Raw genomic sequence first — 25,858 nt, 5'->3', positions numbered from 1 at the left:
GGTGGGTGATGACGGGATCGAACCGCCGACCCTCTGCTTGTAAGGCAGATGCTCTCCCAGCTGAGCTAATCACCCTTTCACTCTCGGTGTGGCGCGCATTCTACGGAGCGACTTATAGTCTGGCAAGTACTTTTTAAAATAATTTTCCCAAGCACTACAAAGGCTTAGCGCAGGGTTGGCCTATTAAGGTTATCAAGCGAATAATGCGTCTTTGTATATAGGAGTGATTCACCCCATGTGGTTCAAAAACCTGCTTATCTATCGCCTGACCCAAGATCTGCCATTTGATGCACAGGTGCTGGAAACTGCACTGGCCACCAAACTGGCCCGCCCGTGTTCAAGCCAGGAAGTAGCCACCTACGGTTTCGTTGCCCCGTTCGGCAAAGGCGAAGACGCCCCGCTGGTTCACGTCAGCCAGGAATTCCTGCTGATTGCCGCCCGCAAAGAAGAGCGCATCCTGCCGAGCAGTGTGGTGCGTGATGCATTAAAGGAGAAGGTCGAAGAGATCGAGGCCGAGCAAATGCGCAAGGTCTACAAAAAGGAACGCGATCAGCTCAAGGATGAAATCATCCAGGCGTTTCTGCCCCGCGCCTTTATCCGCCGCTCCGCCACCTTTGCCGCCATCGCGCCAAAACAGGGCCTGATCCTGGTTAACGCCTCCAGCCCGAAACGCGCCGAGGATTTACTGTCCACCCTGCGTGAAGTGATCGGCTCGCTGCCGGTTCGCCCACTGGCAGTCAAGGTTGCACCAAGTGCGGTGATGACGGAATGGGTCAAGACCCAGAACGCCGCCGACAACTTCTTTGTCCTCGACGAATGCGAGCTGCGCGACACCCATGAAGATGGCGGCATCATCCGCTGCAAACGCCAGGACCTGACCAGCGACGAAATCCAGCTGCACTTGAGCACTGGCAAAGTCGTAACCCAGCTGTCGCTGGCCTGGCAGGACAAACTGTCGTTCGTACTGGACGACAAACTGGTGGTCAAACGCCTGAAATTCGAAGACCTGCTGCAAGACCAGGCCGAACAGGACGGCGGTGATGACGATCTGGGCCAGCAGGACGCCAGCTTCACCCTGATGATGCTGACCTTCGGCGAGTTCTTGCCACAGCTGTTTGAAGCACTGGGCGGCGAAGAGATCCCACAGGGCATCTAAACACCCGCTGCAATCGTTTTTTTTGTGGGAGCGAGCCTGCTCGCGAAAGTAGCGCCACGGCGCTCACGAGATCTTCGCGAGCAGGCTCGCTCCCACAATCATATCCACCAGAACAACCACAATAAGGACCACCATGCGCGCACTTGCTGCCTTAAGCCGCTTTGTCGGTAATACCTTTGCTTACTGGGTTCTGATTTTTGCCGTGCTGGCGTTTCTTGAGCCAGCCTGGTTTGTTGGCCTTAAAGGCTACATCGTGCCGCTGCTTGGCGTGGTGATGTTCGGCATGGGCCTGACCCTCAAACTCGATGACTTCGCCGAAGTCGCCCGTCACCCCTGGCGTGTGGCGCTGGGTGTGGTTGCACATTTCGTGATCATGCCCGGCGTGGCGTGGTTGCTTTGCCAGGTGTTCCACCTGCCACCGGAAATCGCCGTTGGGGTGATCCTGGTCGGTTGCTGCCCAAGCGGTACCTCGTCCAATGTCATGACCTGGCTGGCCCGGGGCGATCTGGCGCTGTCGGTGGCGATTGCCGCCGTGACCACCCTCCTCGCCCCCTTGTTGACCCCGGCCCTGATCTGGCTGCTGGCGTCGGCCTGGCTGCCGGTTTCGTTTATGGAGCTGTTCTGGTCGATCCTGCAGGTTGTGTTGCTACCGATTGTGCTCGGCGTACTGGCCCAGCGCCTGCTTGGCGCACGGGTGCGCTTTGCCGTCGATGTGCTGCCGCTGGTGTCAGTGGTCAGCATCGTGATTATCGTCGCCGCCGTGGTGGCGGCCAGTCAGGCGCAAATCGCCAAGTCCGGCTTGCTGATTATGGCCGTGGTGATACTGCATAATAGTTTCGGCTATTTGCTCGGTTACTTTACCGGCCGTCTGTTCAAATTGCCCCTGGCCCAGCGTAAATCCCTGGCCCTGGAAGTCGGCATGCAGAACTCGGGGCTGGGCGCGGCTCTGGCCAGCGCCCACTTCTCGCCGTTGGCGGCCGTGCCCAGTGCGCTGTTCAGCGTTTGGCACAATATTTCGGGGGCGCTGCTGTCGACCTATTTCCGGCGCATGAGCGAAAAAGAAGATCGCCTGGCAGCAGCCAAGGCTGCTATTGAGTGAAAAATCGGGGTTGCCTGTGGGAATAATCATGTGCAATATACTGCGCACTGCGAGGACGACCTCGCGACTCATCGAGTGATTATTCCGGGGACGACCCCATCAGTTGATGGAGAAGACCATGTCCTGGATCATTCTGTTTTTCGCCGGCCTGTTTGAAGTTGGCTGGGCTGTAGGCCTTAAGTACACCGACGGTTTCAGCCGCCCGTTGCCGACGGCCCTGACTGTAGGCGCCATGATCATCAGCCTTGGCTTGCTGGGTCTGGCCATGAAAGAACTGCCGCTGGGCACTGCCTACGCAATCTGGACGGGCGTTGGCGCGGTGGGCACTGTGATTGCCGGGATCATCCTGTTTGGTGAATCCATGGCGTTGTTCCGGCTGGCCAGTGTTGCACTGATCATTGCCGGCCTGGTGGGCCTTAAAGTCAGCACATAGCACGAAAAACTGTGGGAGCGGGCTTGCTCGCGATTGGGCCGACCTGGTATTCAAGTCCCCCTTCGCGAGCAGGCTCGCTCCCACAGTGTTTTTGATTTACTGCACAGCCCCGCGCAACGCCATCACCCGCTCACGCAACAGCTTTTGCGTAGCCTCATCAGCCGCTATCGGCGCACCGGCAACCAGCGTCACCCGCGACCATAGGCGATGGAAAAAGCCCTTGTGCGGATCGCGACTGAAAAAACTGCCCCACAGCCCCTGCAACGCCATCGGAATCACCGGCACCGGCGTGCGCTCCAGAATCCGCATCACCCCCGCCTTGAACTCGTCGATCTGTCCGTCCGTGGTGAGCTTGCCCTCAGGGAAGATGCACACCAGTTCGCCGTCAGCCAGATAGCGAGCAATCCTGTCGAATGCCTGATCATGGATTGCTTCATCTTCCCCCCGACCGGCAATGGGAATAGTCCCCGCAGTACGGAAGATAAAGTTCAGAACCGGCAAATCGTAAATTTTGTAATACATGACAAAGCGAATCGGACGACGCACTGCGCCGCCTATCAATAATGCATCGACATATGAGACATGGTTGCACACCAACAACGCTGCCCCCTCATCGGGGATCAGCTCCAGGTGCTTGTGCTGCACGCGGTACATGGAATGGCCAAGCAGCCAGATCAAGAAGCGCATGCTGAATTCAGGCACGATTTTGAAGATGTAGGCGTTGACCGCAATATTCATCAACGACACCACCAGAAACAACTCGGGGATCGTCAGCCCGGCCACGCTGAGCAACAGGATGGTGACCAGTGCCGACACCACCATAAACAGCGCATTGAGGATATTGTTGGCCGCGATCACCCGCGCCCGCTCGCTCTCCGAGGTGCGCGACTGGATCAGCGCATACAACGGCACTATATAGAAGCCGCCAAACACGCCGAGTCCAAGAATATCCAGCAGCACCCACCAGGCCTGGCTGAAACCCAGTACGCCCAGCCAGTCGTTGGCCTGGATGTTTTGCGGCATCAGCCCCGAATGCCACCACAGCAACAGGCCAAATACGGTCAGGCCAAACGAACCAAAGGGCACCAGCCCAATTTCGACCTTGCGCCCCGACAGTTTCTCGCACAACAACGACCCCAGTGCGATACCCACTGAGAACACTGTAAGGATCAACGTCACAACGGTCTCGTCGCCAGACAGCCAGTCCTTGGCGTAGGCCGGGATCTGCATCAGGTAGATCGCACCAACAAACCAGAACCACGAATTGCCCACCACGGAACGGGATACCGCAGGCGTCTGATTCAGACCCAGGCGCAGAGTGGCCCAGGATTCGCTGAAAATATTCCAGTTCAGCCGCAACTGCGGCGTATCTGCCGGCGCAGACGGAATGGCGCGACTGGCCAGGTACCCCAGCACTGCGACCGCGATAATCACCAGCGAAACGATAACCGTGTAATTGCCGGAGGACAGCATGATCCCGGCGCCAATGGTGCCCGCCAGAATCGCCAGAAAAGTGCCCATTTCCACCAGGCCATTACCACCCACCAGCTCTTCTGGCCGCAGGGTCTGCGGCAGTATCGAGTACTTGACCGGGCCGAACAGCGCCGAATGGGTGCCCATCGCGAACAATGCGACCAGCATCAATGCCAGGTGGTCGAATGCAAAGCCAATGGCTGCAACCACCATGATGGCGATTTCGCCCAGCTTAATCAGACGAATCAGACGGTCCTTGGCGTACTTTTCACCAAACTGACCGGCCAGGGCCGAGAACAGGAAAAAAGGCACGATAAACAGCAACGCGCACAGATTGACCCAGATACCCCGGTCACCTTCGATATTGAGCTTATAAAGGATGGCCAGAATCAGCGATTGCTTGAACAGGTTGTCATTGAGCGCGCCCAGGGCCTGGGTCACGAAAAAAGGCAGGAAGCGGCGCTTGCCTAGCAAGCTGAATTGCGAGGGGTGACTCATCATCCATGTACTCACGTTGCGCTGAAGGGCTTTCTCTTTGGAGGGCCGTTGTAACACTCAGGGCACAACCTTGCTCGGGTTCTGTGCATAGGTGCACAGAACCCGAGGGTACGTTTTACTTCTTCAACCCGGCAATGCAGGGCGAGACAAACAACTCGCCGCGATAGGCGCCTTGTACGGTGCGCTTGCCGACCAGCAGCCACATCAGGGCCAGCGCCAGTACCAACACACAACCGGCCACATCAAAGAAGCTCAGGTGCAGCATGCTGCCCAGGCGCAGGGTGGCCAGCGAGTACACCCCCAGCGGGAAGGTGAAGCCCCACCAGCCCAGGTTGAACGGGATGCCCGAGCGGAAGTAGCGAATAGTGATCAATGCCGCCATCACAATCCACCACAAGCCCACACCCCACAGAATCACCCCGCTGATCAGGCCCAGGCCTTCGACAATCTCACCGATTCGTGCCAGGCCATTGGCCGCAAAAATTTCCGGGGCATCGGCACCCAGCAACAGCAGGCCCAGTGCACCCGTACCGATAGGGCCTAACGCCAGCCAGCTGGATGCAGCCATGCTCTCGTGGGGCAGTTTATGCAGCGCCATGCGCAGGATCAAAATGGTCAGGATGCTGAATGCCACCGGCACCGAAAACGCCCACAGTACATAGCTGGTAATCAGCACATGAAACTGCGTGACGGTATCGCTCAGATACGGTGCCAAGAGACCGCCACTGGCTGCCGCAACCTCAGCGGCCACCACCGGCAGCAGCCAGACAGCAGTCATCTGGTCGATGCTGTGATCCTGACGGGTAAACATCAGGTAGGGGATCAGCACGCCACAGCCCAGCGCCATGGCCACATCGATCCACCACAGCACTTCGGCCACCTGCACCATGCCGTCACCCCAGCGCGGCACGCCGAACACCAGAAAGCCGTTGATGATGGTGGCCAGGCCCATGGGGATGGTGCCAAAGAACATCGACACTGTGGAGTGCCCGAAAATGCGCTGCGCCTCGTCGAAATACAACATCCAGCGCGCGCCATAAAGCACGCTGAATAGAATAAACAGACCGATATTGAACAACCACAACCCTTCGGCAAAGGCATGTACACCGGGAATATGCACCGGTAATTGAGCCAGGGCCAAGGCCAAAACCCCCGTACCCATGGTCGCGGCAAACCAGTTCGGGGTGAACTGGCGGATCACTTCGCGGGGGTGCTGCAAGTGGCTAAATGGCCGAAAAGCGGCTTTGGCTTTGTTTGGGCAAGTCATGGGTTCCTCCTGAGCCTCGTTTGAGGTGCAATTAGAGTAGAACCAAATCGAATATCTATATAACGGGTAATTTCTCTAACTGTTATCTACTACACCTATATAAGATCATATCGACCAACTTCAAACCCTGCGACACCAGGCCGCGCTCAGACCATGGTCGACACTGACGCGCTCCGAACATCATGCGAGACTAGCTGTCTCAAGCGGGATTGCTTGCGGCCTTATACCTTCAGGAGCGTCCATGTCGTTGTCCAGCGGGCTGATTGCCGCCGTTGCCCTGGCCTATATGGCCATTATGTTTGCCATTGCCTTTTATGGTGACCGGCGCAGCAAACCACTGCCGCCGCGGGTTCGCGCGTGGGTGTATAGCTTGTCGCTGGCGGTGTACTGCACCAGTTGGACGTTCTTCGGCGCCGTTGGTCAGGCCGCCGAACAACTCTGGGCATTCCTGCCGATTTACCTGGGGCCGGTACTGCTGCTGGTATGCGCGCCCTGGGTGCTGCAAAAGATGGTGATGATCAGCAAACAGGAGAACATCACCTCGATTGCCGACTTTATTGCCGCCCGCTACGGCAAGTCCCAGTCATTGGCCATTGTGGTGGCATTGATCTGCTTGGTGGGCGTACTGCCCTATATCGCCCTGCAGCTCAAAGGCATTGTGCTGGGGGTCAACCTGCTGATCGGCGCCGGCGCCGATGCAACCGGCTCGAGGGTCGAGGACACGGCGCTGATCGTGACCCTGGTGCTGGCGCTGTTCACCATCCTCTTCGGTACCCGCAACCTCGATGCCACCGAGCACCACCGCGGCATGGTGCTGGCGATTGCCTTTGAGTCGCTGGTCAAGCTGTTGGCCTTTCTCGCCGTCGGCGCTTTCGTAACCTATGGGCTGTATGACGGCTTCGACGATCTGTTCAATCAAGCCATGCTCGCACCGCGGCTTGAGGAGTACTGGAAAGAAACCGTCAATTGGCCCTCGATGATCGTCCAGACTGGCGTGGCCATGATGGCGATTATCTGCCTGCCCCGTCAGTTCCACGTTACCGTGGTGGAAAACATCGAACCCCAGGACCTGCAACTGGCCAAATGGGTGTTCCCGGCCTATCTGATTCTGGCCGGGCTGTTTGTAGTGCCCATCGCCCTGGCCGGGCAAATGTTGCTGCCAAGCTCGGTATTACCGGATTCATTCGTGATCAGCCTGCCCCTGGCCCAGGCCCACCCGGCGCTGGCCTTGCTGGCTTTTATCGGCGGTGCATCGGCGGCCACCGGCATGGTCATCGTGGCCAGCGTGGCGCTGTCGACCATGGTTTCCAACGACATGCTGCTGCCATGGCTGTTGCGCCACAAAAACGCCGAGCGCCCGTTCGAGGTGTTCCGCCACTGGATGCTTTCGGTGCGGCGCGTGTCGATTGTGGTGATTCTGCTGCTGGCCTATGTCAGCTACCGCCTGCTGGGTTCGACCGCCAGCCTGGCCACCATTGGCCAGATTGCCTTCGCTGCCGTCACCCAACTGGCGCCGGCCATGCTCGGCGCCCTGTACTGGAAGCAGGCCAACCGCCGGGGGGTTTTCGCCGGACTGGCGACAGGCACCTTTATCTGGTTTTACACCCTGGTACTGCCGATCATCGCCCACAGCTTTGGCTGGCACCTGAGCCACTTCCCTGGGCTGGCGTGGCTGCACAGTAACCCGCTGGGCCTTTCGATCACCCCGCTGACACAGGGTGTGGTGCTGTCACTGGCAGGCAACTTCACCCTGTTTGCCTGGGTTTCGGTGCTGTCGCGAACCCGCGTGTCAGAACACTGGCAGGCCGGACGTTTTATCGGCCAGGAGCTGAGCAGCCACCCCAGCGGTCGTTCGATGCTGTCGGTACAGATCAATGACCTGCTGGCCCTCGCCGCACGCTTTGTCGGCGAAGAACGCGCGCACCAGAGCTTTATTCGCTTCGCCTACCGTCAGGGCAAGGGCTTTAACCCTAACCAGAACGCCAATGGCGAATGGATCGCCCACACCGAACGGCTACTGGCCGGTGTGCTCGGCGCGTCCTCTACCCGTGCGGTAGTAAAAGCGGCGATTGAAGGCCGGGAAATGCAGCTGGAAGACGTGGTGCGGATTGCCGACGAAGCGTCCGAAGTACTGCAGTTCAACCGCGCCTTGCTCCAGGGCGCCATTGAAAACATCACCCAGGGCATCAGCGTGGTCGACCAGTCACTTAAGCTGGTGGCCTGGAACCGACGTTATCTGGAATTGTTCGACTACCCGGAGGGGTTGATCAGCGTGGGGCGCCCGATTGCTGACATTATCCGCCACAACGCTGAACGTGGCCTGTGCGGCCCCGGCGAAGCCGAAGTGCATGTGGCCCGGCGCCTGCACTGGATGCGTCAGGGTCGGGCGCATACCTCCGAGCGCCTGTTCCCCAATGGCCGCGTCATCGAGCTGATCGGCAATCCGATGCCCGGCGGCGGTTTCGTCATGAGCTTCACCGACATCACCGCGTTCCGCGAAGCTGAACAGGCCCTGACCGAAGCCAATGAAGGCCTGGAGCAACGTGTTGCCGAGCGCACCTTTGAACTGTCGCAGTTGAATCAGGCGTTAACCGAAGCCAAAGGCGTGGCTGAAACAGCCAGCCAGTCGAAAACCCGTTTTCTGGCAGCAGTCAGCCATGACCTGATGCAGCCCATGAACGCGGCACGCCTGTTCTCGTCTGCTCTTTCTCATCAAGAGGAAGGCTTGAGCGCCGAAGCCCGCAAGCTGGTGCAGCATCTGGACAGCTCACTGCGTTCGGCTGAAGACCTGATCAGCGACCTGCTGGATATTTCCCGCCTGGAAAACGGCAAGATCACGCCCGACATCAAGCCTTTTGCCATAAATGACCTGTTCGAAACCCTGGGCAATGAGTTCACTGCACAGGCCCAGGAACAGGGCCTGAGCTTCCGGGTTCACGGTAGCCGCGTGCGGGTCAACAGTGATATCAAACTGCTGCGCCGGATCCTGCAAAATTTCCTCACCAATGCCTTCCGCTACGCCAAGGGCCCGGTATTGCTGGGCGTACGCCGACGCGGCAGTGAGCTATGCCTTGAGGTGTGGGACCGTGGCCCGGGCATCCCGGAAGACAAACTGCAGGTCATTTTTGAAGAGTTCAAACGCCTCGACAGCCACCAGACCCGCGCCGAAAAAGGCCTGGGCCTGGGCCTGGCCATCGCCGACGGCTTGTGCCACGTACTTGGGCACAGCCTGCAAGTGCGCTCATGGCCCGGCTTTGGCAGCGTATTCAGCGTGCGCGTGCCGATGGCAAAGAGCCAGGCCGCACCGCAGCCGGTGGTCGCCGAGCAGAATGGCCAACCGCTAACAGGCGCCCGAGTGCTGTGTATCGACAATGAAGACAGCATCCTGATCGGCATGCAAAGCCTGCTGACACGCTGGGGCTGCCAGGTCTGGACAGCGCGCAACCGCGAAGAATGCGCGGCGTTGCTTAATGAAGGCGTGCGGCCGCAGTTGGTACTGGTTGATTACCATCTGGATGATGGCGAGGTCGGGACAGAGCTGATGCGCTGGCTAAGAGCCCAGTTGGGCGAGCCTGTACCGGGCGTGGTCATCAGCGCCGATGGCCGCCCCGAGATGATCGCCGAGGTGCATGCGGCCGGTCTTGAGTATCTGCCCAAGCCGGTCAAGCCCGCCGTGCTGCGGGCGCTGCTGAGCAGGCATGTGCCGCTCTAGCTGAGCGCCCTTGTGGGAGCGGGCTTGCTCGCGATAGTGCCAACTCGGTTTACTTGCAGAGCCTGGTTGATGCCATCGCAGCAAGCCCCCCCCCCCACAAAGCCATGCACACCGCTTATTCCGCCGGGTGGGCGACACCCTCTTCGTCGGTCATGGCCCGCTCCAGCAGGTCGGCTGGCAGGCTCTTGCTGGCCCGGGCCCCCAGCAGCTTGAGCTGTTCGCTGCGGCTGACCAGATTGCCGCGGCCTTCCGTCAGCTTATTGCGAGCTGAGCTGTAGGCCTTGTCCAACTGCTGCAGGCGATTGCCCACTTCATCCAGATCCTGAATAAACAAAACAAACTTGTCGTACAGCCAACCGGCACGCTCGGCAATTTCGCGGGCGTTCTGGCCTTGGCGCTCTTGTTTCCAGAGGCTGTCGATTACCCGCAAGGTGGCCAGCAGCGTGGTTGGGCTGACGATCACGATATGACGGTCAAATGCTTCCTGAAACAAGTTGGGCTCGGCCTGCAACGCCGCCGAAAAAGCCGCTTCGATGGGCACGAACAACAACACGAAATCCAGGCTGTGCAACCCCTCCAGACGCTTGTAGTCCTTGCTGGCCAACCCTTTCACATGATTGCGCAGCGATAGCACATGCTGCTTGAGCGCCGCCTGCCCGATCACGTCGTCGTCAGCCCCCACATATTGCTGATAAGCCGTCAGGCTGACCTTGGAGTCGACCACCACCTGCTTGTCACCGGGCAACATGATCAACACGTCTGGCTGGAAACGCTCTCCGTCCGGCCCCTTGAGGCTGACCTGAGTCTGGTACTCGCGGCCCTTCTCAAGCCCCGCGTGCTCCAGCACCCGCTCCAGAATCAACTCACCCCAGTTACCCTGGGTCTTCTGGCCTTTGAGGGCGCGAGTCAGGTTGGTCGCCTCATCGCTCAGGCGCAAATTCAACTGTTGCAGGCGCTCCAGTTCTTTGCCGAGGGAAAAGCGCTCCCGCGATTCCTGCTGATAGCTTTCTTCGACGCGCTTTTCAAACGACTGAATGCGTTCTTTAAGCGGATCGAGCAACTGCCCGAGGCGCTCATTGCTGGTTTCGGCGAAACGCTGCTCGCGCTCATCAAAGATCTTGCCCGCCAGCTCGGCAAACTGGGCCCGCAGCTCGTCCCGGGAACCCTGCAGGTCGTTCAGTCGTTGCTGATGGCTGTCTTGCTGTTCACGCAACTCTGCAGCCAGCCCAGACGCATGGGCATCCAGGCGCCGCAGTTCGACTTCTTTCTGGTTGCGCTCCAGGTTCCAGGCATGGGCGGCGTCGCGCCCATTGTCGCGCTCCACCTGCAAGAGCTCTACTTCGCGGCTCAATGCTGCCAGCTCGGCCTGCTTGGCGGCATTGGCCTGACCCAGGTCACTGACCTCGTCGCGACAGGCATCCAGCTGGGCGCCCAGACCTTCCTGGGCCAACTGCGCCGTATTCAAACGCTCGTTGAGCAACGCCAGCTCAGCGGGATGGCTGCCGAGTTTGCGTTGCAACTGCCAGATTAACGCCAGCAACGGCACGCCCGCTGCTGCCAGGCCAAGCAACAGACTGCTTAGATCCAGGGCCATAAACCCTCCGCACGAGGTAAAAGAACAAGGTTAACCAACAGGCCGCGCCGAAGACAGCTCAGTCTTGGGTCTTGTTCAATTCCTGCTGGGCCAGACGATCACCGGCGCGAGCGGCCTGACGCAACAGTTCGTGGCCAATGCGCTGATCGCGGGCGCTGCCGCATTCACGGCACATCAACTGGCCCAAACGGCTTTGCGCCAGCACCACGCCCTGGCGGGCAGGTTGCTTGAGCAAATGACCGGCAACGTGTTTGACGCTGGGGCTGGCGCTCAGGCGCGGGTTATCCAGCAGCCAGATCGCGACCCGCAAAGAAAAGCGTTTGGGTGCTTCAGTGGATGTATTGGGACGAGCAACAGAGGAAGTAGCGGTGCGGAACTTCATACGACACTGTAGGGCAGAACAGAAGGCGCGCCACTCTACTCCTTTTTTCGTCCGGGTAAAGCCCAAAAAAGTCGATACCCTTGATCTAGAGCAAGCGCTTTGGACAATCCACAGATCCTGTGGATAAGTCAGTGGACAACCTTGCTTTAACCCCCGCAAACGCCCACCCCGCGCGGCCTCAGGTCAAACTGTCGATTTTTTCACCAATTAAAAAAAACGATGTTTTTCATTGACTTAAATTTACAAGGCAGGCTAGCAAGAGCAAAACACGGGTATCTGCGCTGATTTTGCCACCAGCACTGTTAATGTGCACAAGCTCACATTCAGAGCAAAAAACCGGGCCTTTACCGGGCACGGCTTGCACGCTGACGCACCGCTGCGGCGCTTCATTCAAGGGGCTTGTTGCCGACAGAACACACACACCGCGCTACTGGCGAAACCGCTGAAATGTACTAGTCAGCGCCACACGCCAACCTGAGGTTGCGGCATGGCCACATAAAGTATTTTTGCTAGCATACTTGCGTTTAAAAATTCAACCCGTTAGTATCCGCAGCGTTAGTACCAAGCTGAAAGTCAATTCGGGCCGAACAAATCCCTCCAGCACCTCGCAAAAAGCGAACGTAAGCTGAACAAACGGGATCGACCCCCTCGATGGTTTCCAGGTAAATCTTGCGACGATACGGCCTCTGCACAAACGCACAGGGTATCGCGAAGTTCTTTTACTCTGACCGAACCAACCTGCAAATTGATCAGGATCTTCACCCGGAGCACGGAACCTTAGCTCCTGTTGTGACTGCCTGCCCTCCTAAGTACCTACCTGCCAGCCCAAGCGCCACATACTTAATGCGCTCCAACTGGCGGCTTTGTTCCAGTCAGGTTCTTCGTCCAGCCAAAGAATGGCTCGACGTCACTGGAACGTTTTAACGCAGCACGGATCAGATTCCGTGTCATTTGTAGGAACACCTAATAACTATGTCTACTCAAATCCATACTCAGGATGCCATTCGCACCCTAACCAACGCCTTTGCCCCAATGAACTGCCTGATTATGGCCGCTCGCAAAGGATGCTTCAGTTTCACCCTGGTCAACGAACACGGTATTGCCCGTCACAGCGAACGCCTGTACCCCGACCAGTATTCCAGCGCAGAACCTCTGCAAGCTGTGATCGAGCGTACCCGTCAGGCCCTGATTGCCTGATAGCTTGAGCGCTACACATCAAGCCCTGCCTGATTAGCAGGGCTTTTTATTGCCTGCACTTTAAGAAATATCCGGCATTGTTTAATTACTTGCGGATATATAGCCCGCTGACCGAAGCTTTAAATGTTTTAAAAACATAACTTTACAGCGAGAATCTGACACTACACTTCAACTCAAGCGGCATGATCCGCTTCCAGCGACCCCTTCCGATCCACTGCTGCCAAGCGCATGGGCCTCGCTGGTCATTTTCAGGCCTCGAGGACTTTATGGGTATCGCTGCCAGAGAGTTGAGCCATTACGTGATCCGGCCAACGCTTCTGTATCTGGGGCAAGACAACCCGGATGCAGAAGCTTTGTTGCTAGGTATTGCGGCCAGCCAGTCGCACCTGGGCTCGGCCCTGCACGATCGCCACGGTCACGGCCTTTATTGCATACGTGAGATACGCCATGCGGACCTGTGGGACCAATACCTGGCCCACGACCCGGATCTGGCGAGCCTGGTTCGCGGGCTGGCCAGTCAGCATGCGTTTTTGTGCAGCCCTCATATCGAGCTCACGGTTAATTTGCGCTACGCCACCGCCATTGCCTGGCTGTTGATAGAGCAACACAAAGTCGTTGTCCCCGCGGCTGACGATTTATTGGGCATGGCAAGGATCTGACGCCAAGCCTTTGAACCACATGGACGTTTGCGCGATTTTGCCCACGCCTGGCACAGCTGCGTCTCACCTCTCAACCAGATTGCTTGAGATTCCCACCTACTATAACAACGTGTAAATGATTTAAAACCGGTCGGATTGTCCTACAAAACATCGCTATCTTCTTCGATTTAGCCTATAGCGCAACCACAAAAATGTTGGTAGTTTTCGTCCGGTGATCATAAGGAGTTCTAATAATGAAAAAAGTAATGCTCAAGACCACACTTGGCCTCGCCGTCACTTTGGCTTCCAGCCAGATTTTCGCTAGCGGCTTCGCACTCAACGAACAAAGCGTCAGCGGTATGGGGACCGGTTTCGCAGGTCGTTCATCTTCTGCCGACGATGCAAGTACCGTTTTCGGTAACCCTGCCGGTATGTCCCGCCTCAGCGGCCAGCAAGTAACAGGCGGTATCGCTGTTATTGATGCTTCGACCGATATCAAGGATGCCCGTGGCAGCATCTCGGGTACCAATAAAGGCGACATGGTTCCATTTACTGCCGTCCCTATGGGCTTTTACACCAACAAGCTCAATGACGAGTGGGCCGTAGGCTTCGGTGTTTATGCTCCGTTCGGCCTTGTGACCGACTACGAAAGCAGCTTCCAGGGCCGCGGCTTCGGCAGCAAAAGCGAAGTAAAAGTTGTAACCCTGCAACCTACCGTCAGCTATGCATTCAACGACAAGGTATCGATCGGCTTTGGCCCGACCATTAACCGCATCGCCGGTACACTCGAGTCCGAAGTCAGACTGACCCCGAACCCACTGGCCGGGGCAGGCGACAGCAATGTAAAAATCAAGGGCGACGATACCGCTCTGGGCTTTAACGTTGGTGTATTGGTACAGGCTACCGATACCACTCGCGTTGGTTTGACTTACCACTCCAAGGTTAAATACAAGCTCGAAGGCCACACTAACGTCACGGCCAGCAGCGACCCGTTCACGGCTGCCCGCCTGAAAAGCAACCGTTATGACGCCTCGCTGAAAATCGACACCCCTGAATCCTGGGACCTGTCGGTTACACAAGAAATCAATGACGCGTGGAAGGTTTATGCAGGTACTACCTGGACTCGCTGGAGCCGCTTGAAAGACATCACCGTAGAGAACGAAGGCGTAACCGCCGCTGCCGGCGGCGCCGCATCGCCCGCACTGTTCAGCACCATCAAGGAAGAGCAGAACTGGCACGATACCTGGGCATACGCCATCGGTACTTCGTACCAGTTGAACAAGCAGTGGGTACTGCGTACCGGTCTGACCTGGGACCAGTCGCCTACCAACAATGAAAATCGCTCGCCACGTATCCCTACCGGCGACCGTACAATTTTCAGCTTGGGTGCCGGTTATGCCGTCAATGACAACCTGAACATTGACGTGGCTTATTCCTACCTCAAGGAAGAGTCCGTCAAGGTTGATGACGCCAAACCTCAGATCGGTAGTTACTACAGCTCCAAATATGAAAACAGTGCAAACGGTTTTGCTGTAGGTGCAACCTACAAGTTCTGATTCTCCGCGAGGCTAATCCCCTCGCCAGCTGAATCAAAAAAATCCCCGCTCTCGTTGCCGAGGCGGGGATTTTTAATGGCTGCGATTCAGGGCCTTGAAGCAATGGCCTTGTCGATGGCCTCGATCAATTCAGGACTGTCGGGCTTGGTTAAACTGGAGAAGCTGGCAATCACATTGCCCTGGCGATCCACCACATACTTGTAGAAGTTCCACTTCGGCGCATTGCTCTGCTCGGCCAGTACCTTGAACAGGTGCGCGGCATCAGGCCCCCGCACATGCTGCGGATCGATCATGGTGAACGTCACGCCATAGTTGACGTAGCAGACCTTGGCCGTCTCCTCACCATCCTTGGCCTCTTGCTTGAAGTCGTCTGAAGGCACGCCGATCAGCTCCAGCCCCTGGCCCTTGTAGCGCTGGTTCAACGCCTCAAGCCCCTTGAACTGCGGAGCAAATCCGCAAAAACTCGCGGTATTGACGATCAACAGCGGTTTACCGGCAAAGCGCTGGCACAGATCAATCGATTCCTTGGCCCGCAACTTGGGCAACGAGCCCTCCAGTAAAGGCGGGCAATCCGCCGCCCAGACCGAACCGGCGCAGGCCAACAGCAATACAGGCATCGCAATCCAGCGCTTAAGCATCATCGGTGTCCTTGAGAAAGAGGCAAGCTCAGAACTTACTCATCCGCCGCTACACTAGCAAGCACCCATACCCAACTGCATCAAGGCCAGCCCACCCTGATGCCAGCCCCACCAGACAAGAGCCAGCAACAAGGCACCGGCACTGACTGCACCCAACCAGATCCAGCTTGCACTCATCCTAAACTCCCTTGCGCCTGCAAACGGGCCACCGGGCGCTCGCGCACGGGCCAGTTCAAGGCAGCCGCCAACAGGCTCAACAAAATCGAGACTTGCCAGATCAGATCATAGCTGCCGGTCTGATCATAGACCACGCCACCCAGCCAGCCGCCCAGAAAAGCCCCCAGCTGATGGAAGAGAAATACGATCCCGCCCAGCATCGACAGGTTACGCACGCCAAACAGGGTCGCCACCGTGCCATTGGTCAGCGGTACCGTCGACAACCACAAAAAGCCCATGGCCATGCCAAACAGGTAAGCGCTGAGTTGTGTGATCGGCGCCCACAAAAACAATACGATCACTACCGCCCGCGCCAGGTACAAGGCCGTCAGCAAGCGCGGCTTGGACATGCGCCCGCCGAGCCAGCCAGCCGTGTAAGTACCGAAGATATTAAACAGACCGATCAGCGCCAGCACCGTGGTGCCAACTGTCGCCGGCAAATGCTGATCCACCAGATAGGCTGGCAGGTGGACACCGATAAACACCACCTGAAAGCCGCAAACAAAAAAACCCAACGCCAGCAGCCAGAAGCCCGAATGCGAGCAGGCCTCACGCAGGGCCTCCCTGAGGGTTTGCTCACCGCCCAGGCTTGGCAGCGGACGATCCTTGAGCATGCCCACTAATGGCACAATCATCGCTACCAGTACGCCCAACACCAAAAGCGCCGTCGACCAGCCGAGCCAGCCAATAAGGCCCAGGGTGCCGGGTAACATGGCAAATTGACCGAAAGACCCTGCGGCACTGGCGATGCCCATGCCCATGCTGCGTTTTTCTGCAGGCAGGGCACGGCCAACCACCCCCAGAATTACCGAGAACGATGTGCCCGACAGGCCGATACCGATCAGCAACCCCGCACTCAACGACAGCGACAGCGGTGAATCCGCCAACCCCATCAGCAACAGCCCTACGGCATACAGCACGCCGCCAACGATCACCACTTTCGCCGCGCCAAAGCGATCAGCCAACGCCCCGGTAAAGGGCTGTGCCAAGCCCCAGATCAGATTTTGCAGGGCGATGGCAAATGCAAACACCTCACGCCCCCAGCCAAACTGCGCGCTCATGGGCGGCAGAAACAACCCGAAGCCATGCCTGACACCCAACGACAATGCCAGAATGAGCGCACTGCCAAGAAGAACCCAAGCGCTGTTGCGCCACACCGTTGTCATTATTATTCTCCGGAAGCGGGTATATACCCATTTAAAGTCAAACGACTGAGTATCAGTCTTTACCCGCCAGCTCATCCAACAGTTGCAACAGCTGCGCACGCCTGGTTTCGCCCAAACGGTCCATCAAGCGCTGCTGGGCGGCCTCCCAGGCCGGCAAGGCAGCCGCAAGGCAGTCCTCACCTGCCCGAGTCAGGCACACCAGCCGGTTACGCTGGTCTGCGCCCTCAGTCATCTTCAGCAACCCGGCGCCCTCAAGCACCCGCACATTACGCCCCAAGGTACTGCGATCCAGCCCCATGGCTTCTGCCAGGGTGGAAATGCTCGGTTGATCGAGCCGCTTGAGATTGCACAGCAAGGAATACTGGGCGACGTTGATCCCGAAGCCATCGAGAGCGCCGTCGTAGTGCCTGCTCACGCCACGTGCAGCACGTCGCAGATTGGTACATAAACACTGGGTTGGTAACATTTTGTATGTATATACCCGCAATAAAAGACAATCAAGATTTATGTAACGCCACCCGCCCGGTTTTTTGTGGGAGCGGGCACGTTCACCATCAGATCAGCGCCAATCCTACCAGCACCAGCACTTCGAGCAGTTCCAGCAGCGCCCCGGCGGTATCACCGGTAGTGCCGCCCAAACGACGGATCATCACCCTGCGCAACCAAACGAACCCCAGCGCTGCCAGGCCAAGCGCCAACCACCCAGAATAACCGGCCAACAGTACACAAACCAGGGCACTAAGCCCCAGCACCCACCAGCCTGCCTTGCGTGGCAGATGATCAGCCAGCGCCTGCCCCAATCCACCCGCGCGCACATAGGGCGTAGTCAGGAATACTGCCAGCAAAGCACTGCGCCCGATCAAAGGGACAATCAGCAAGGCAGTACCGTTGCCGTGCTCAAGCAACGCCAGCAGCGCGCAAAACTTGAGCAACAGCACCAGAATCAACACAACCACCGCAATCGGCCCGCTGCGCGGGTCTTTCATGATGGTCAGCGTACGCTCACGATCACCAAAACCGCCTAACCAGGCATCTGCACTATCAGCCAGGCCGTCCAGGTGCAAACCGCCACTGAGCAACACCCAAAGGGTCAGCAACAAGGCGGCGTGCAACATCAACGGCGCATCGGACAGCAGCCCGCTAACGCCGTACAGCAGCAGGCCGAACAACAATCCCACCAGTGGGTAAAACAACAAAGAGCGCCCCAGTTCTTGAGGCTGGGGCATCCCGGGCAAGCGAATCGGCAAGCTGCTTAAAAACTGCAGGGCAATCCAGAACGGCAACATCACTCGCCGACCTCGAGCAACTGATCATCCGCACCGACCCGCAAACCAATGAGCGCGCCGTGGCCCACAGGCACTTGCAACAGATGCTCACGGGGCAAGCCACGGGCCCGGCCCAGCAACAGTTTCATCACCCCGCCATGGCACACCACGAGCAGCCGCTCACCGGCGAACTGCTGCTGCAAACGGTTGACGGCAGACAGCACGCGCGCCGAAAACGCCAGCACTGGCTCACCCTCGGGCGGAGTAAAAGCATAGGGGTCAGCCCAGAACAAGCCCAGGGCCTGCTCGTCGGTTTCCATCAGCGCCGCAGCACTGCGCCCTTCCCACGCACCAAAATGCAGCTCTTGCAGATCTTTGTCGAAAGACACGGGAATATCGAGCTGCACGCTCAACTCCCGGGCAAACAATGCACAACGCTGCAACGGCGAGCTGACGATACGATCCCACGGCCCTTTGCCCTGGACCGCATCACGCATTTGCGTCCAGCCCAGAGCCGTCAAGGCGTCGTCCAGGCTGCCGCGCAAACCGCCTCCCAGCTCGGTTTCGCCATGACGCAGCAAATCCAGCTGTACGGTCATGCCGGGCGATCTGCCACTGCGGCTTGGGCAAACGTCGCCATCTGCCCGTGCAGGTCGCAGGCCAGACGCATCAACGGCACCGCCAGCGCAGCACCACTGCCCTCGCCCAGGCGCAATCCCAGATCAAGCAGTGGCTCGGCCTGCAGGCTCTCGAGCACATGACGATGGCCCTGCTCTGCCCCGCGATGGCTGAACACCAGCCACTCACGACACTGTGGATTCAGGCGCACGGTGACCATGGCCGCAACGGTGCAGATAAAGCCATCGACCACCGCTACAATCCCCTCCTGAGCGCAGGCCACATAAGCACCGACCAGGGCTGCAATTTCAAAGCCACCCAGACGAAACAGGGTCTGCAGCGGATCATCGAGATGCCCCTCGTGAAACGCCAGCGCCCGCTCAATCACCCGTGCCTTGTGGCTCACTCCCGCCGCATCCAGGCCAGTACCCGGCCCGGTCAACAGTGAAGCCGGACAAGCGAGCAACGCACTGGCCACCGCACTCGCGGACGCCGTGTTACCGATGCCCATTTCACCGCCAATAAACACTTCACTGCCTGCCGCCTGCGCCCGCAGCACGCTGTCGCGCCCGGCCTGCAGGGCTCTCAAACCTTGGCTGTCAGACATCGCCGGGGCCTGGACGAAATTGGCCGTACCCGCACCCAACTGCAGGTGCCGCACCCCGGCCAGCTCCAGCATCGGCGTGACCGTACCCAGGTCCACGACATCCAGTTGCGCACCCAACTGACGGGCCAACACGCTGATCGCCGCGCCGCCGCTGACAAAGTTATGCAGCATTTGCCCGGTCACCGCCTGCGGATAAGCCGAGACACCCTCGGCAACCACGCCGTGATCGCCGGCGAAAATGCCGATCCAAAGTTGATCGACACGGGGCTTGAGCCGCCCTTGCAACCCGGCCAGTTGCACTGCCAGCGCCTCAAGTTGACCTAGCGAGCCCGCGGGTTTGGTCAGTTGTTGCTGATGCTCGCCCGCAGCAGCTTGCATGTCACGATCAACGGGTTTGCAGGGCTTCAGCCACCAGGGGGTGCTCATAGTGCAGTTCCTTTCAACGTCAGGGGCAGGCCAGCCACTGTCAACACGACTCGCTGACAGCGCTCGGCCAGGGCTTGATGCAACCAACCGGCTTCATCGACATAGCGGCGAGTCAATTCGCCCAGCGGTACGACACCCATTCCGGTTTCGTTGCTGACAAACAGGATTTCGCCCGGCAGCTCAGCCAGGCATTCCAGCAGCGCATCACGCTCGGCGTTCAGGCGCTGAAGGTCTTCAAGCATCAGCAGGTTGGTCAGCCATAGCGTCAGGCAATCAACCAGCAGGCAAGCATCGGCGCGCGCGTTGTCGCGCAGTACGCGGGCCAATTCGACCGGTTCTTCAATCAGCGCCCAATGTTCAGGGCGGCGTTCGCGATGATGGCGCACGCGCTCATTCATCTCGCCGTCCAGCGGCTGGCTGGTGGCGATATAGGTAACAGCACAGCCAGACTCGGCCGCGAGCTTTTCAGCCAGACGGCTCTTGCCCGAACGGGCGCCACCCAAAATCAGTTGCAGCATGTCAATTAACCTCTGGAAATGCGGCAAGTCCACTGCGGCAGAGAGCCTGCTCGCGAAGTGGCATTGTTCGCGAGCAGGCTCGCTCCCACACGATTCAAATTCCGCACAGTTCGCGCAAGTACGCCGTATCCAGGTGGTTTTCCACCAGATCCGCCAGCCGCTCGATATCCCGCTCGCGCAGGGCGTGGTAGTCCACGGCCTGCACATCCTGCAAACCGGCCCAGCGCAACAACGCGCTGCAAGCGGCAGGGGATTCGAACAGGCCATGCAGGTAAGTACCGAGAATCTGCCCGTCCGCGCTTTGTGCACCCTCACGGCGTCCGTCATCCAGATGCACTGCCGGTTGCTCCAGAGCAGCCCCCGTCGTCACGCCCGCGTGGATTTCGTAACCCATGACCTCGGCGTTTTCCAGGGCCAGGTGCCCGCGCACATTGCGTAACTGTTTTTCGGCAGCCAGTTCGGTACTGAATGCCAGCAAGCCCAGCCCGGCACTGCTGCCCGCAGTGCCTTCAAGGCCCAGCGGGTCGTGCACCTGCTCACCAAGCATCTGCAAACCGCCGCAAATCCCCAGCAGCTTGCCGCCATAGCGCAAGTGACGGCTGATGACCGTGTCCCAGCCATTGGCGCGTAAATAGGCCAGATCACTGCGCACGCTTTTGGAACCGGGCAGGATGATCAGGTCGGCAGGCGGGATAGGCTGCCCCGGCCCGACAAACTGCAAGTCCACTTGCGGGTGCAGGCGCAGCGGGTCGAAGTCGGTGTGGTTGCTGATGCGCGGCAGCACCGGCACCACCACCTTGAGCACCTGGTCGGCCTTGTCGGTCTGGCGCTGGTCGATGCCGTCTTCGGCCTCGAGGTGCAAGTCCATCACATAGGGCAGCACACCGATCACCGGTTTGCCGGTGCGCTGCTCCAGCCAGTCGAGGCCGGGCTGGAGCAGCGCAATATCGCCGCGAAAGCGGTTGATGATAAAGCCCTTGACCCGCGCCTGCTCGGTGTCCGAGAGCAATTCCAGAGTACCGACCAGATGAGCAAACACGCCACCACGATTGATATCGGCGATCAGCACCACCGGGCAGTCCACCGCCTCGGCAAAGCCCATGTTGGCGATATCACCGGCCCGTAGATTGATCTCGGCCGGCGAACCGGCGCCTTCTACCATCACCACCGGGTACGCCGCACTCAAACGCTGGTGCGAGGCCAGAACGGCCTGCATGGCGATGGCCTTGTAATCGTGATACGCCACGGCATTCATGTTGGTGACAGCACGACCATGAATGATTACCTGGGCTCCGGTGTCGCTATTGGGCTTGAGCAGCACCGGGTTCATGTCCGTGTGCGGTGCCAGCCCGGCTGCCTGTGCCTGTACTGCCTGGGCGCGACCGATTTCACCGCCTTCGGCAGTCACGGCACTGTTGAGCGCCATATTTTGTGGTTTGAACGGCACCACCGCCACGCCCTGACGGGACAGCCAGCGGCACAGGGCCGTCACCAGGGTGCTTTTACCGGCATCGGACGTGGTGCCCTGCACCATCAACGTGCTCATAAGGATTCCTTGGTGTACGCCGCCAGAGCCTGCTCCAGGCGCAGCCAGTCAGCTTCTTCGGCTGGCAGGCCAAAACGCACGCTGCTGTTGTGGGTAAACAGGCGCAGCAAAATGCCGCGGTGCGCCATAAACTCGTAAAGGCTATCGGCATGGGAGGTGATCAACCACTGGAACAGCGCACAGCCCCCTTGCGGCGGCAGATCATGCAAGCCCAACAGACGTTCCAGACGCCCGCTGGCCAGTTCGCTGCGTTCGCGCTGACGAGCTTGGGCCTCGGAGTCGAGCAGGCAGGCCTGGCCGACAATCCGCGTCGGGCCGCTGACCGCCCAGGGACCGACTTGCTCGGCCAGCAACTTGAGTAACTTGAGTTCAGCCAGCACAAAACCCAGCCGAACGCCCGCCAGGCCAAAAAACTTGCCGAAAGAGCGCAATACGATCAACCCGGTACGCTGGGTATGCGCGGCCAGGCTCAGTTGCGGCGTGTTGTCCATAAAGGCTTCGTCCACCACCAGCCAGCCGCCGCGCTGCATCAGCCGCGCATGCCACTCCAGCAGGCGTTCCGGGGTCAGACTCAAGCCCGTGGGATTGTTGGGGTTGACCACCACCAGCACATCCAGTGTGTCGATGTAGAAGTCGATTTCCTGCTCCATGATTTCCCGCACGATATGCCCGCTGCGCCGCCACGCATGGGCATGCTCGGCGTAACACGGCGACAGCACGCCAACCTTGCCGCTACGGCGCAAACGCGGCAGCAACTGAATGGCACACTGTGAACCCGGTACCGCCAGCACATGCGGCGCGCCGTAATAGGCGCAGGCCGCTTGCTCAAGGCCGTCATCGGCCTCAGGCAAGCGCGCCCAGGCGCGTTCGGGCACCTGGGGGATTGCAAAGGGCCAGGGCGCCAGGCCGGTGGACAGGTCCAGCCAGTCCGCCTCGGCAATGCCGTAGTGCAACGCCGCCTTGCGCAAACGCCCACCGTGCTCAAGCATAGAATTCACTCCAGACACACAGGATCAGCAGCCACAGCCATACGCCACGCTGCACCAGTTGCCAGCCACGGCCGATCGACTCGGCGTCTGCCGGTGCACCTTCGCCCAATTGCGGGCGCTCATGCAGTTCGCCGTGATAAATCGCCGGGCCACCCAACTCAACACCCAGCGCTCCGGCACCAGCAGCCATGACCGGGCCGGCATTGGGGCTGTCCCACAGCGGTGCCTGCTTGCGCCAGCTCTTCAGGGCCAGTCGGGTTTTACCCAAAGCGGCATAGGTCAACGCAACCAACCTTGCAGGAATATAGTTAAGAACATCGTCGATCCGCGCCGCAGCCCAGCCAAAACGCTCAAAGCGTTCGTTGCGATAGCCCCACATGGCATCCAGGGTATTACTCAAACGATAGAGCACCACCCCTGGCGCACCCGCGACCACAAACCAGAAAATCGCGGCAAATACCGCATCGCTGCCGTTTTCCAGCACCGACTCGGTGGCGGCACGGGCCACTTCGGTAGAATCCAGCTCACTGGTCTGACGGCTGACCAGATAACCCACCCGCGTGCGCGCCTCATCCAGGTTATTGGCGCGCAATGCCTCGGCTACTGGTTGTACGTGCTCACCGAGGCTGCGCATGCCCAGTGCGCAATACAGCGCCGCAATGTCCACCAGCCAGCCAATATAAGGCAGCCAGGACAGGGCCGTGGCCAGGATCGTCAGCGGCAGCACTGCCAGTACCCAGGCCGTGACACCATGACTGCGCCAGCCACGGCCGCCGGAATTGAAACGCTGCTCAATACGCTCGGCCATACGGCCAAAGGCAACCAGCGGATGCCAGCGTTTGGGCTCGCCGAGCAACGCATCCAGCGCCACCCCGGCAACGCACAGCAACGCCACACTCATGGACTCACTCCCCAATAATTCTCGTACACCAGTTCACTGAGCGGACGCGCTTGCGCCCACCCTTCCAGGACCAGCATCGGCGCCGGATAAAACGCCTCGACCGGGCCCAGGCACAGTACAGCGAGCGGCTTGGCCCCGGCAGGCAACCCCAGCAGATCAGCCAGTGCCTGCGGTTCGAACAATGACACCCAGCCCATGCCCAGCCCTTCGACCCGGGCCGCCAGCCACAGGTTTTGAATGGCACAGGACAAGGACGCCATGTCCATTTCCGGCAGCGTACGGCGACCAAAAATGTGCTTTTCGCGGTCATCCATCAACGCAGCCACCAGCACCTCGGCGCAATCGTTGATACCTTCGACCTTGAGCGTCATGAATTCATCGGAGCGCTGGCCCAGGGCATCCGCGGTGCGTACCCGCTCTTCTTCCACCAGACCCTGGATCTTGCCGCGCAGCTCGCGGTCAGTGATGCGGATAAACCGCCACGGCTGCATCAAGCCCACGCTCGGGGCTTGATGCGCCGCTTCCAGCAAACGCGACAACAACTCGGGTGCCACAGTGCCACCACTGAAGTGGCGCATATCACGACGCTCGGCGATGGCGCGGTACACGGCGGCGCGTTCTTGAGGGCTGAATGCGTTATCGCTCATGGCACCTTCACGGCACATGGCGCAAACAACGCGGCAATGGCCTGAGGATTGGACGGGAAGTAAAAGTGTACATAAGAAGCGGTCATTCGCCCTTCGCGATACACCGCTTCGGCGCCGCGCCCGCCATTGGGGCTCAGGCCGCGAGCAACAGGCTCAAGTTCGGTACTGGTCAGCGAGTGGTGGTAGGTGTGGCCGCGCAACAGCCCTTCAGGCATGTCCACAGCTTGCAGCGCCAGGGCAGCCAGGCGCTTTTGCATCGTCGCCTCCCCTGCCAGCAAGCCAACCAGTTCGGCGCGCTGGCCCTCGACATCGGTCAGGGCATCGAGCAGGTAAAGCATGCCACCGCACTCGGCCAGCAGCGGTTTACCGGCCCTGTGGTGTGCGCGAATCGCCATGAGCATCGGCACGTTGCGCGACAGCTCAAGGTGATGCAGTTCAGGGTAACCACCGGGCAAATACAGGCTGTCTGCTTCAGGCAGCTGACTGTCACGGATCGGTGAGAAAAACAGCAGTTCGGCGCCCATATCACGTAATAACGCGAGGTTGGCGCCATAAGTGAAGGCAAAGGCTTCGTCGCGGGCCACGGCAATTCGCACACCTGCCAGCAGCGGCTCGACGGCCACCGGCTCAGGCGCAGCGAATTCAACCGGCGGTGGCAGCGCTACCTCACAGGTGCTGGCCAGGGCATTGGCCGCCGCATCCAGGCGCGCATCCAGATCATTCAGCTCGCTGGCCTGCACCAGTCCCAGATGACGGCTTGGCAGTTCGATGCCGGTTTCGCGGGACAGCGCGCCGTACCAGCGCAAGCCTTCGGTCAGGCTGCCTTCGAGCAACTGTGCATGGCGTACGGTGCCAACTCGATTGGCCAGCACCCCGGCAAACGGCAGATCCGGCTGATAGCGCGCCAAACCAAGGGCCAGCGCACCAAAGGTTTGGGCCATGGCAGTGCCATCAATCACCCCCAACACCGGCACGCCAAAATGCCGTGCCAGATCGGCGCTGGAAGGCGTGCCGTCAAACAGCCCCATCACACCTTCAATCAAAATCAGGTCCGCCTCACCGGCGGCTTCCCACAGCAGGCGACGGCTTTCCTCGGCGCCCACCATCCACAAATCCACCTGATACACCGGCGCACCGCTGGCGCGCTCCAGGATCATGGGGTCGAGAAAATCCGGGCCGCACTTGAATACCCGCACCTTGCGCCCCTGATTGCGATGCAACCGGGCCAAAGCCGCTGTAACCGTGGTCTTGCCCTGACCGGAAGCCGGCGCGGCGATCAGCACCGCCGGGCAATGACGTGACGCTCTCATACTTCA

General features: G+C 59.3%; 23 protein-coding genes, 1 tRNA gene and 1 pseudogene. 7 read left to right on the top strand and 18 right to left on the bottom strand.

What is annotated here, in order from left to right:
- Positions 1-2: 2 nt before the first annotated feature.
- Positions 3-75, bottom strand: a tRNA-Val gene (locus tag GHO03_RS07525).
- Positions 76-235: 160 nt separating this feature from the next.
- On the opposite strand from GHO03_RS07525, the gene rdgC reads away from it, so the two are divergent.
- The 3 genes from rdgC (at position 236) to sugE (ending at position 2,688) form a co-directional block, all read left to right on the top strand.
- Entirely contained in the window at positions 236-1,156 is a 921-nt protein-coding gene (gene rdgC, locus GHO03_RS07520; RefSeq protein WP_153399507.1) for a recombination-associated protein RdgC, read from the top strand.
- Between the two features lie 133 nt (positions 1,157-1,289).
- On the top strand, positions 1,290-2,255 hold the full coding sequence (locus tag GHO03_RS07515; RefSeq protein WP_095003104.1) for a bile acid:sodium symporter family protein: 966 nt from the start codon (positions 1,290-1,292) through the stop codon (positions 2,253-2,255).
- A 118-nt stretch (positions 2,256-2,373) separates the two neighbouring features.
- Positions 2,374-2,688 carry a quaternary ammonium compound efflux SMR transporter SugE gene (gene sugE, locus GHO03_RS07510; protein WP_095003103.1) on the top strand — a complete coding sequence of 105 codons (315 nt, stop codon included), beginning with the start codon at positions 2,374-2,376 and terminating at the stop codon, positions 2,686-2,688.
- Between the two features lie 96 nt (positions 2,689-2,784).
- Here the strand turns inward: sugE and GHO03_RS07505 are convergent, their stop codons facing one another.
- Both GHO03_RS07505 and GHO03_RS07500 read right to left on the bottom strand, forming a co-directional pair.
- Entirely contained in the window at positions 2,785-4,659 is a 1,875-nt protein-coding gene (locus GHO03_RS07505; RefSeq protein ID WP_153399509.1) for an MFS transporter, read from the bottom strand.
- Between the two features lie 115 nt (positions 4,660-4,774).
- Positions 4,775-5,926 carry a TDT family transporter gene (locus tag GHO03_RS07500; protein ID WP_095019435.1) on the bottom strand — a complete coding sequence of 384 codons (1,152 nt, stop codon included), beginning with the start codon at positions 5,924-5,926 and terminating at the stop codon, positions 4,775-4,777.
- A gap of 241 nt (positions 5,927-6,167) precedes the next feature.
- Here GHO03_RS07500 and GHO03_RS07495 point away from each other — a divergent pair, with 241 nt between their 5' ends.
- Positions 6,168-9,638: a PAS domain-containing hybrid sensor histidine kinase/response regulator gene (locus tag GHO03_RS07495; protein WP_153399505.1), complete on the top strand. Its 3,471-nt coding sequence runs from the start codon at positions 6,168-6,170 to the stop codon at positions 9,636-9,638.
- A gap of 115 nt (positions 9,639-9,753) precedes the next feature.
- Here GHO03_RS07495 and rmuC read toward each other — a convergent pair whose 3' ends face one another.
- Positions 9,754-11,118, bottom strand: a complete 1,365-nt coding sequence (gene rmuC, locus GHO03_RS07490) for a DNA recombination protein RmuC (RefSeq protein ID WP_165446514.1) — start codon at positions 11,116-11,118, stop codon at positions 9,754-9,756.
- Between the two features lie 172 nt (positions 11,119-11,290).
- Entirely contained in the window at positions 11,291-11,614 is a 324-nt protein-coding gene (locus tag GHO03_RS07485) for a hypothetical protein (RefSeq protein ID WP_095003098.1), read from the bottom strand.
- Positions 11,615-12,586: 972 nt separating this feature from the next.
- Between GHO03_RS07485 and GHO03_RS07480 the strand changes: the two genes are divergently transcribed.
- The 3 genes and pseudogenes from GHO03_RS07480 (at position 12,587) to GHO03_RS07470 (ending at position 15,005) form a co-directional block, all read left to right on the top strand.
- Positions 12,587-12,811 carry a hypothetical protein gene (locus GHO03_RS07480; protein ID WP_019407963.1) on the top strand — a complete coding sequence of 75 codons (225 nt, stop codon included), beginning with the start codon at positions 12,587-12,589 and terminating at the stop codon, positions 12,809-12,811.
- 266 nt (positions 12,812-13,077) lie between these two features.
- Positions 13,078-13,557 (top strand): annotated as a pseudogene (locus GHO03_RS07475) (hypothetical protein).
- A gap of 146 nt (positions 13,558-13,703) precedes the next feature.
- Positions 13,704-15,005 (top strand): OmpP1/FadL family transporter, encoded by a 1,302-nt coding sequence (locus GHO03_RS07470; RefSeq protein WP_095003096.1) that lies wholly within the window; start codon positions 13,704-13,706, stop codon positions 15,003-15,005.
- An 86-nt stretch (positions 15,006-15,091) separates the two neighbouring features.
- Here the strand turns inward: GHO03_RS07470 and GHO03_RS07465 are convergent, their stop codons facing one another.
- From GHO03_RS07465 to GHO03_RS07410, 13 genes are all read right to left on the bottom strand, one after another.
- Positions 15,092-15,643, bottom strand: a complete 552-nt coding sequence (locus tag GHO03_RS07465; protein ID WP_165446506.1) for a glutathione peroxidase — start codon at positions 15,641-15,643, stop codon at positions 15,092-15,094.
- Between the two features lie 54 nt (positions 15,644-15,697).
- Positions 15,698-15,820, bottom strand: a complete 123-nt coding sequence (locus GHO03_RS25505) for a hypothetical protein (RefSeq protein WP_254925250.1) — start codon at positions 15,818-15,820, stop codon at positions 15,698-15,700.
- The gene (locus tag GHO03_RS07460) at positions 15,817-17,025 is read right to left on the bottom strand and encodes an MFS transporter (RefSeq protein WP_095003094.1); all 1,209 of its coding nucleotides are present in this window, start codon (positions 17,023-17,025) and stop codon (positions 15,817-15,819) included. Before GHO03_RS07460 ends, GHO03_RS25505 begins: the two co-directional genes overlap by 4 nt.
- A gap of 52 nt (positions 17,026-17,077) precedes the next feature.
- The gene (locus GHO03_RS07455) at positions 17,078-17,491 is read right to left on the bottom strand and encodes a MarR family winged helix-turn-helix transcriptional regulator (protein ID WP_095003093.1); all 414 of its coding nucleotides are present in this window, start codon (positions 17,489-17,491) and stop codon (positions 17,078-17,080) included.
- Between the two features lie 88 nt (positions 17,492-17,579).
- The gene (locus GHO03_RS07450) at positions 17,580-18,311 is read right to left on the bottom strand and encodes an adenosylcobinamide-GDP ribazoletransferase (protein ID WP_095027046.1); all 732 of its coding nucleotides are present in this window, start codon (positions 18,309-18,311) and stop codon (positions 17,580-17,582) included.
- Complete coding sequence (cobC, locus tag GHO03_RS07445) at positions 18,311-18,889, bottom strand: alpha-ribazole phosphatase family protein (RefSeq protein ID WP_133144864.1); 579 nt, start codon at positions 18,887-18,889, stop codon at positions 18,311-18,313. Before cobC ends, GHO03_RS07450 begins: the two co-directional genes overlap by 1 nt.
- Positions 18,886-19,941: a nicotinate-nucleotide--dimethylbenzimidazole phosphoribosyltransferase gene (gene cobT, locus GHO03_RS07440; RefSeq protein WP_133144863.1), complete on the bottom strand. Its 1,056-nt coding sequence runs from the start codon at positions 19,939-19,941 to the stop codon at positions 18,886-18,888. The genes cobC and cobT overlap by 4 nt, the downstream gene beginning before the upstream one ends.
- The gene (cobU, locus tag GHO03_RS07435) at positions 19,938-20,459 is read right to left on the bottom strand and encodes a bifunctional adenosylcobinamide kinase/adenosylcobinamide-phosphate guanylyltransferase (RefSeq protein ID WP_095003089.1); all 522 of its coding nucleotides are present in this window, start codon (positions 20,457-20,459) and stop codon (positions 19,938-19,940) included. Before cobU ends, cobT begins: the two co-directional genes overlap by 4 nt.
- Before the next feature lie 94 nt (positions 20,460-20,553).
- A complete protein-coding gene (locus GHO03_RS07430; RefSeq protein WP_153399503.1) occupies positions 20,554-22,005 on the bottom strand; it encodes a cobyric acid synthase in 1,452 nt (483 codons plus the stop codon).
- Positions 22,002-22,994 carry a threonine-phosphate decarboxylase CobD gene (gene cobD, locus GHO03_RS07425; RefSeq protein ID WP_095003087.1) on the bottom strand — a complete coding sequence of 331 codons (993 nt, stop codon included), beginning with the start codon at positions 22,992-22,994 and terminating at the stop codon, positions 22,002-22,004. The genes GHO03_RS07430 and cobD overlap by 4 nt, the downstream gene beginning before the upstream one ends.
- Positions 22,987-23,895, bottom strand: coding sequence for an adenosylcobinamide-phosphate synthase CbiB (gene cbiB / locus GHO03_RS07420; protein ID WP_095019427.1), 909 nt, complete (start codon positions 23,893-23,895; stop codon positions 22,987-22,989). Before cbiB ends, cobD begins: the two co-directional genes overlap by 8 nt.
- Positions 23,892-24,542 carry a 5,6-dimethylbenzimidazole synthase gene (bluB, locus tag GHO03_RS07415; RefSeq protein WP_095003085.1) on the bottom strand — a complete coding sequence of 217 codons (651 nt, stop codon included), beginning with the start codon at positions 24,540-24,542 and terminating at the stop codon, positions 23,892-23,894. Before bluB ends, cbiB begins: the two co-directional genes overlap by 4 nt.
- On the bottom strand, positions 24,539-25,852 hold the full coding sequence (locus GHO03_RS07410; protein ID WP_153380348.1) for a cobyrinate a,c-diamide synthase: 1,314 nt from the start codon (positions 25,850-25,852) through the stop codon (positions 24,539-24,541). Before GHO03_RS07410 ends, bluB begins: the two co-directional genes overlap by 4 nt.
- Positions 25,853-25,858: the final 6 nt, after the last annotated feature.

The sequence above is a fragment of the Pseudomonas sp. FSL R10-1339 genome (assembly GCF_009600545.1).
GTDB lineage: Bacteria > Pseudomonadota > Gammaproteobacteria > Pseudomonadales > Pseudomonadaceae > Aquipseudomonas > Aquipseudomonas bubulae.
This window is presented reverse-complemented; position numbering and strand designations above follow the sequence as displayed.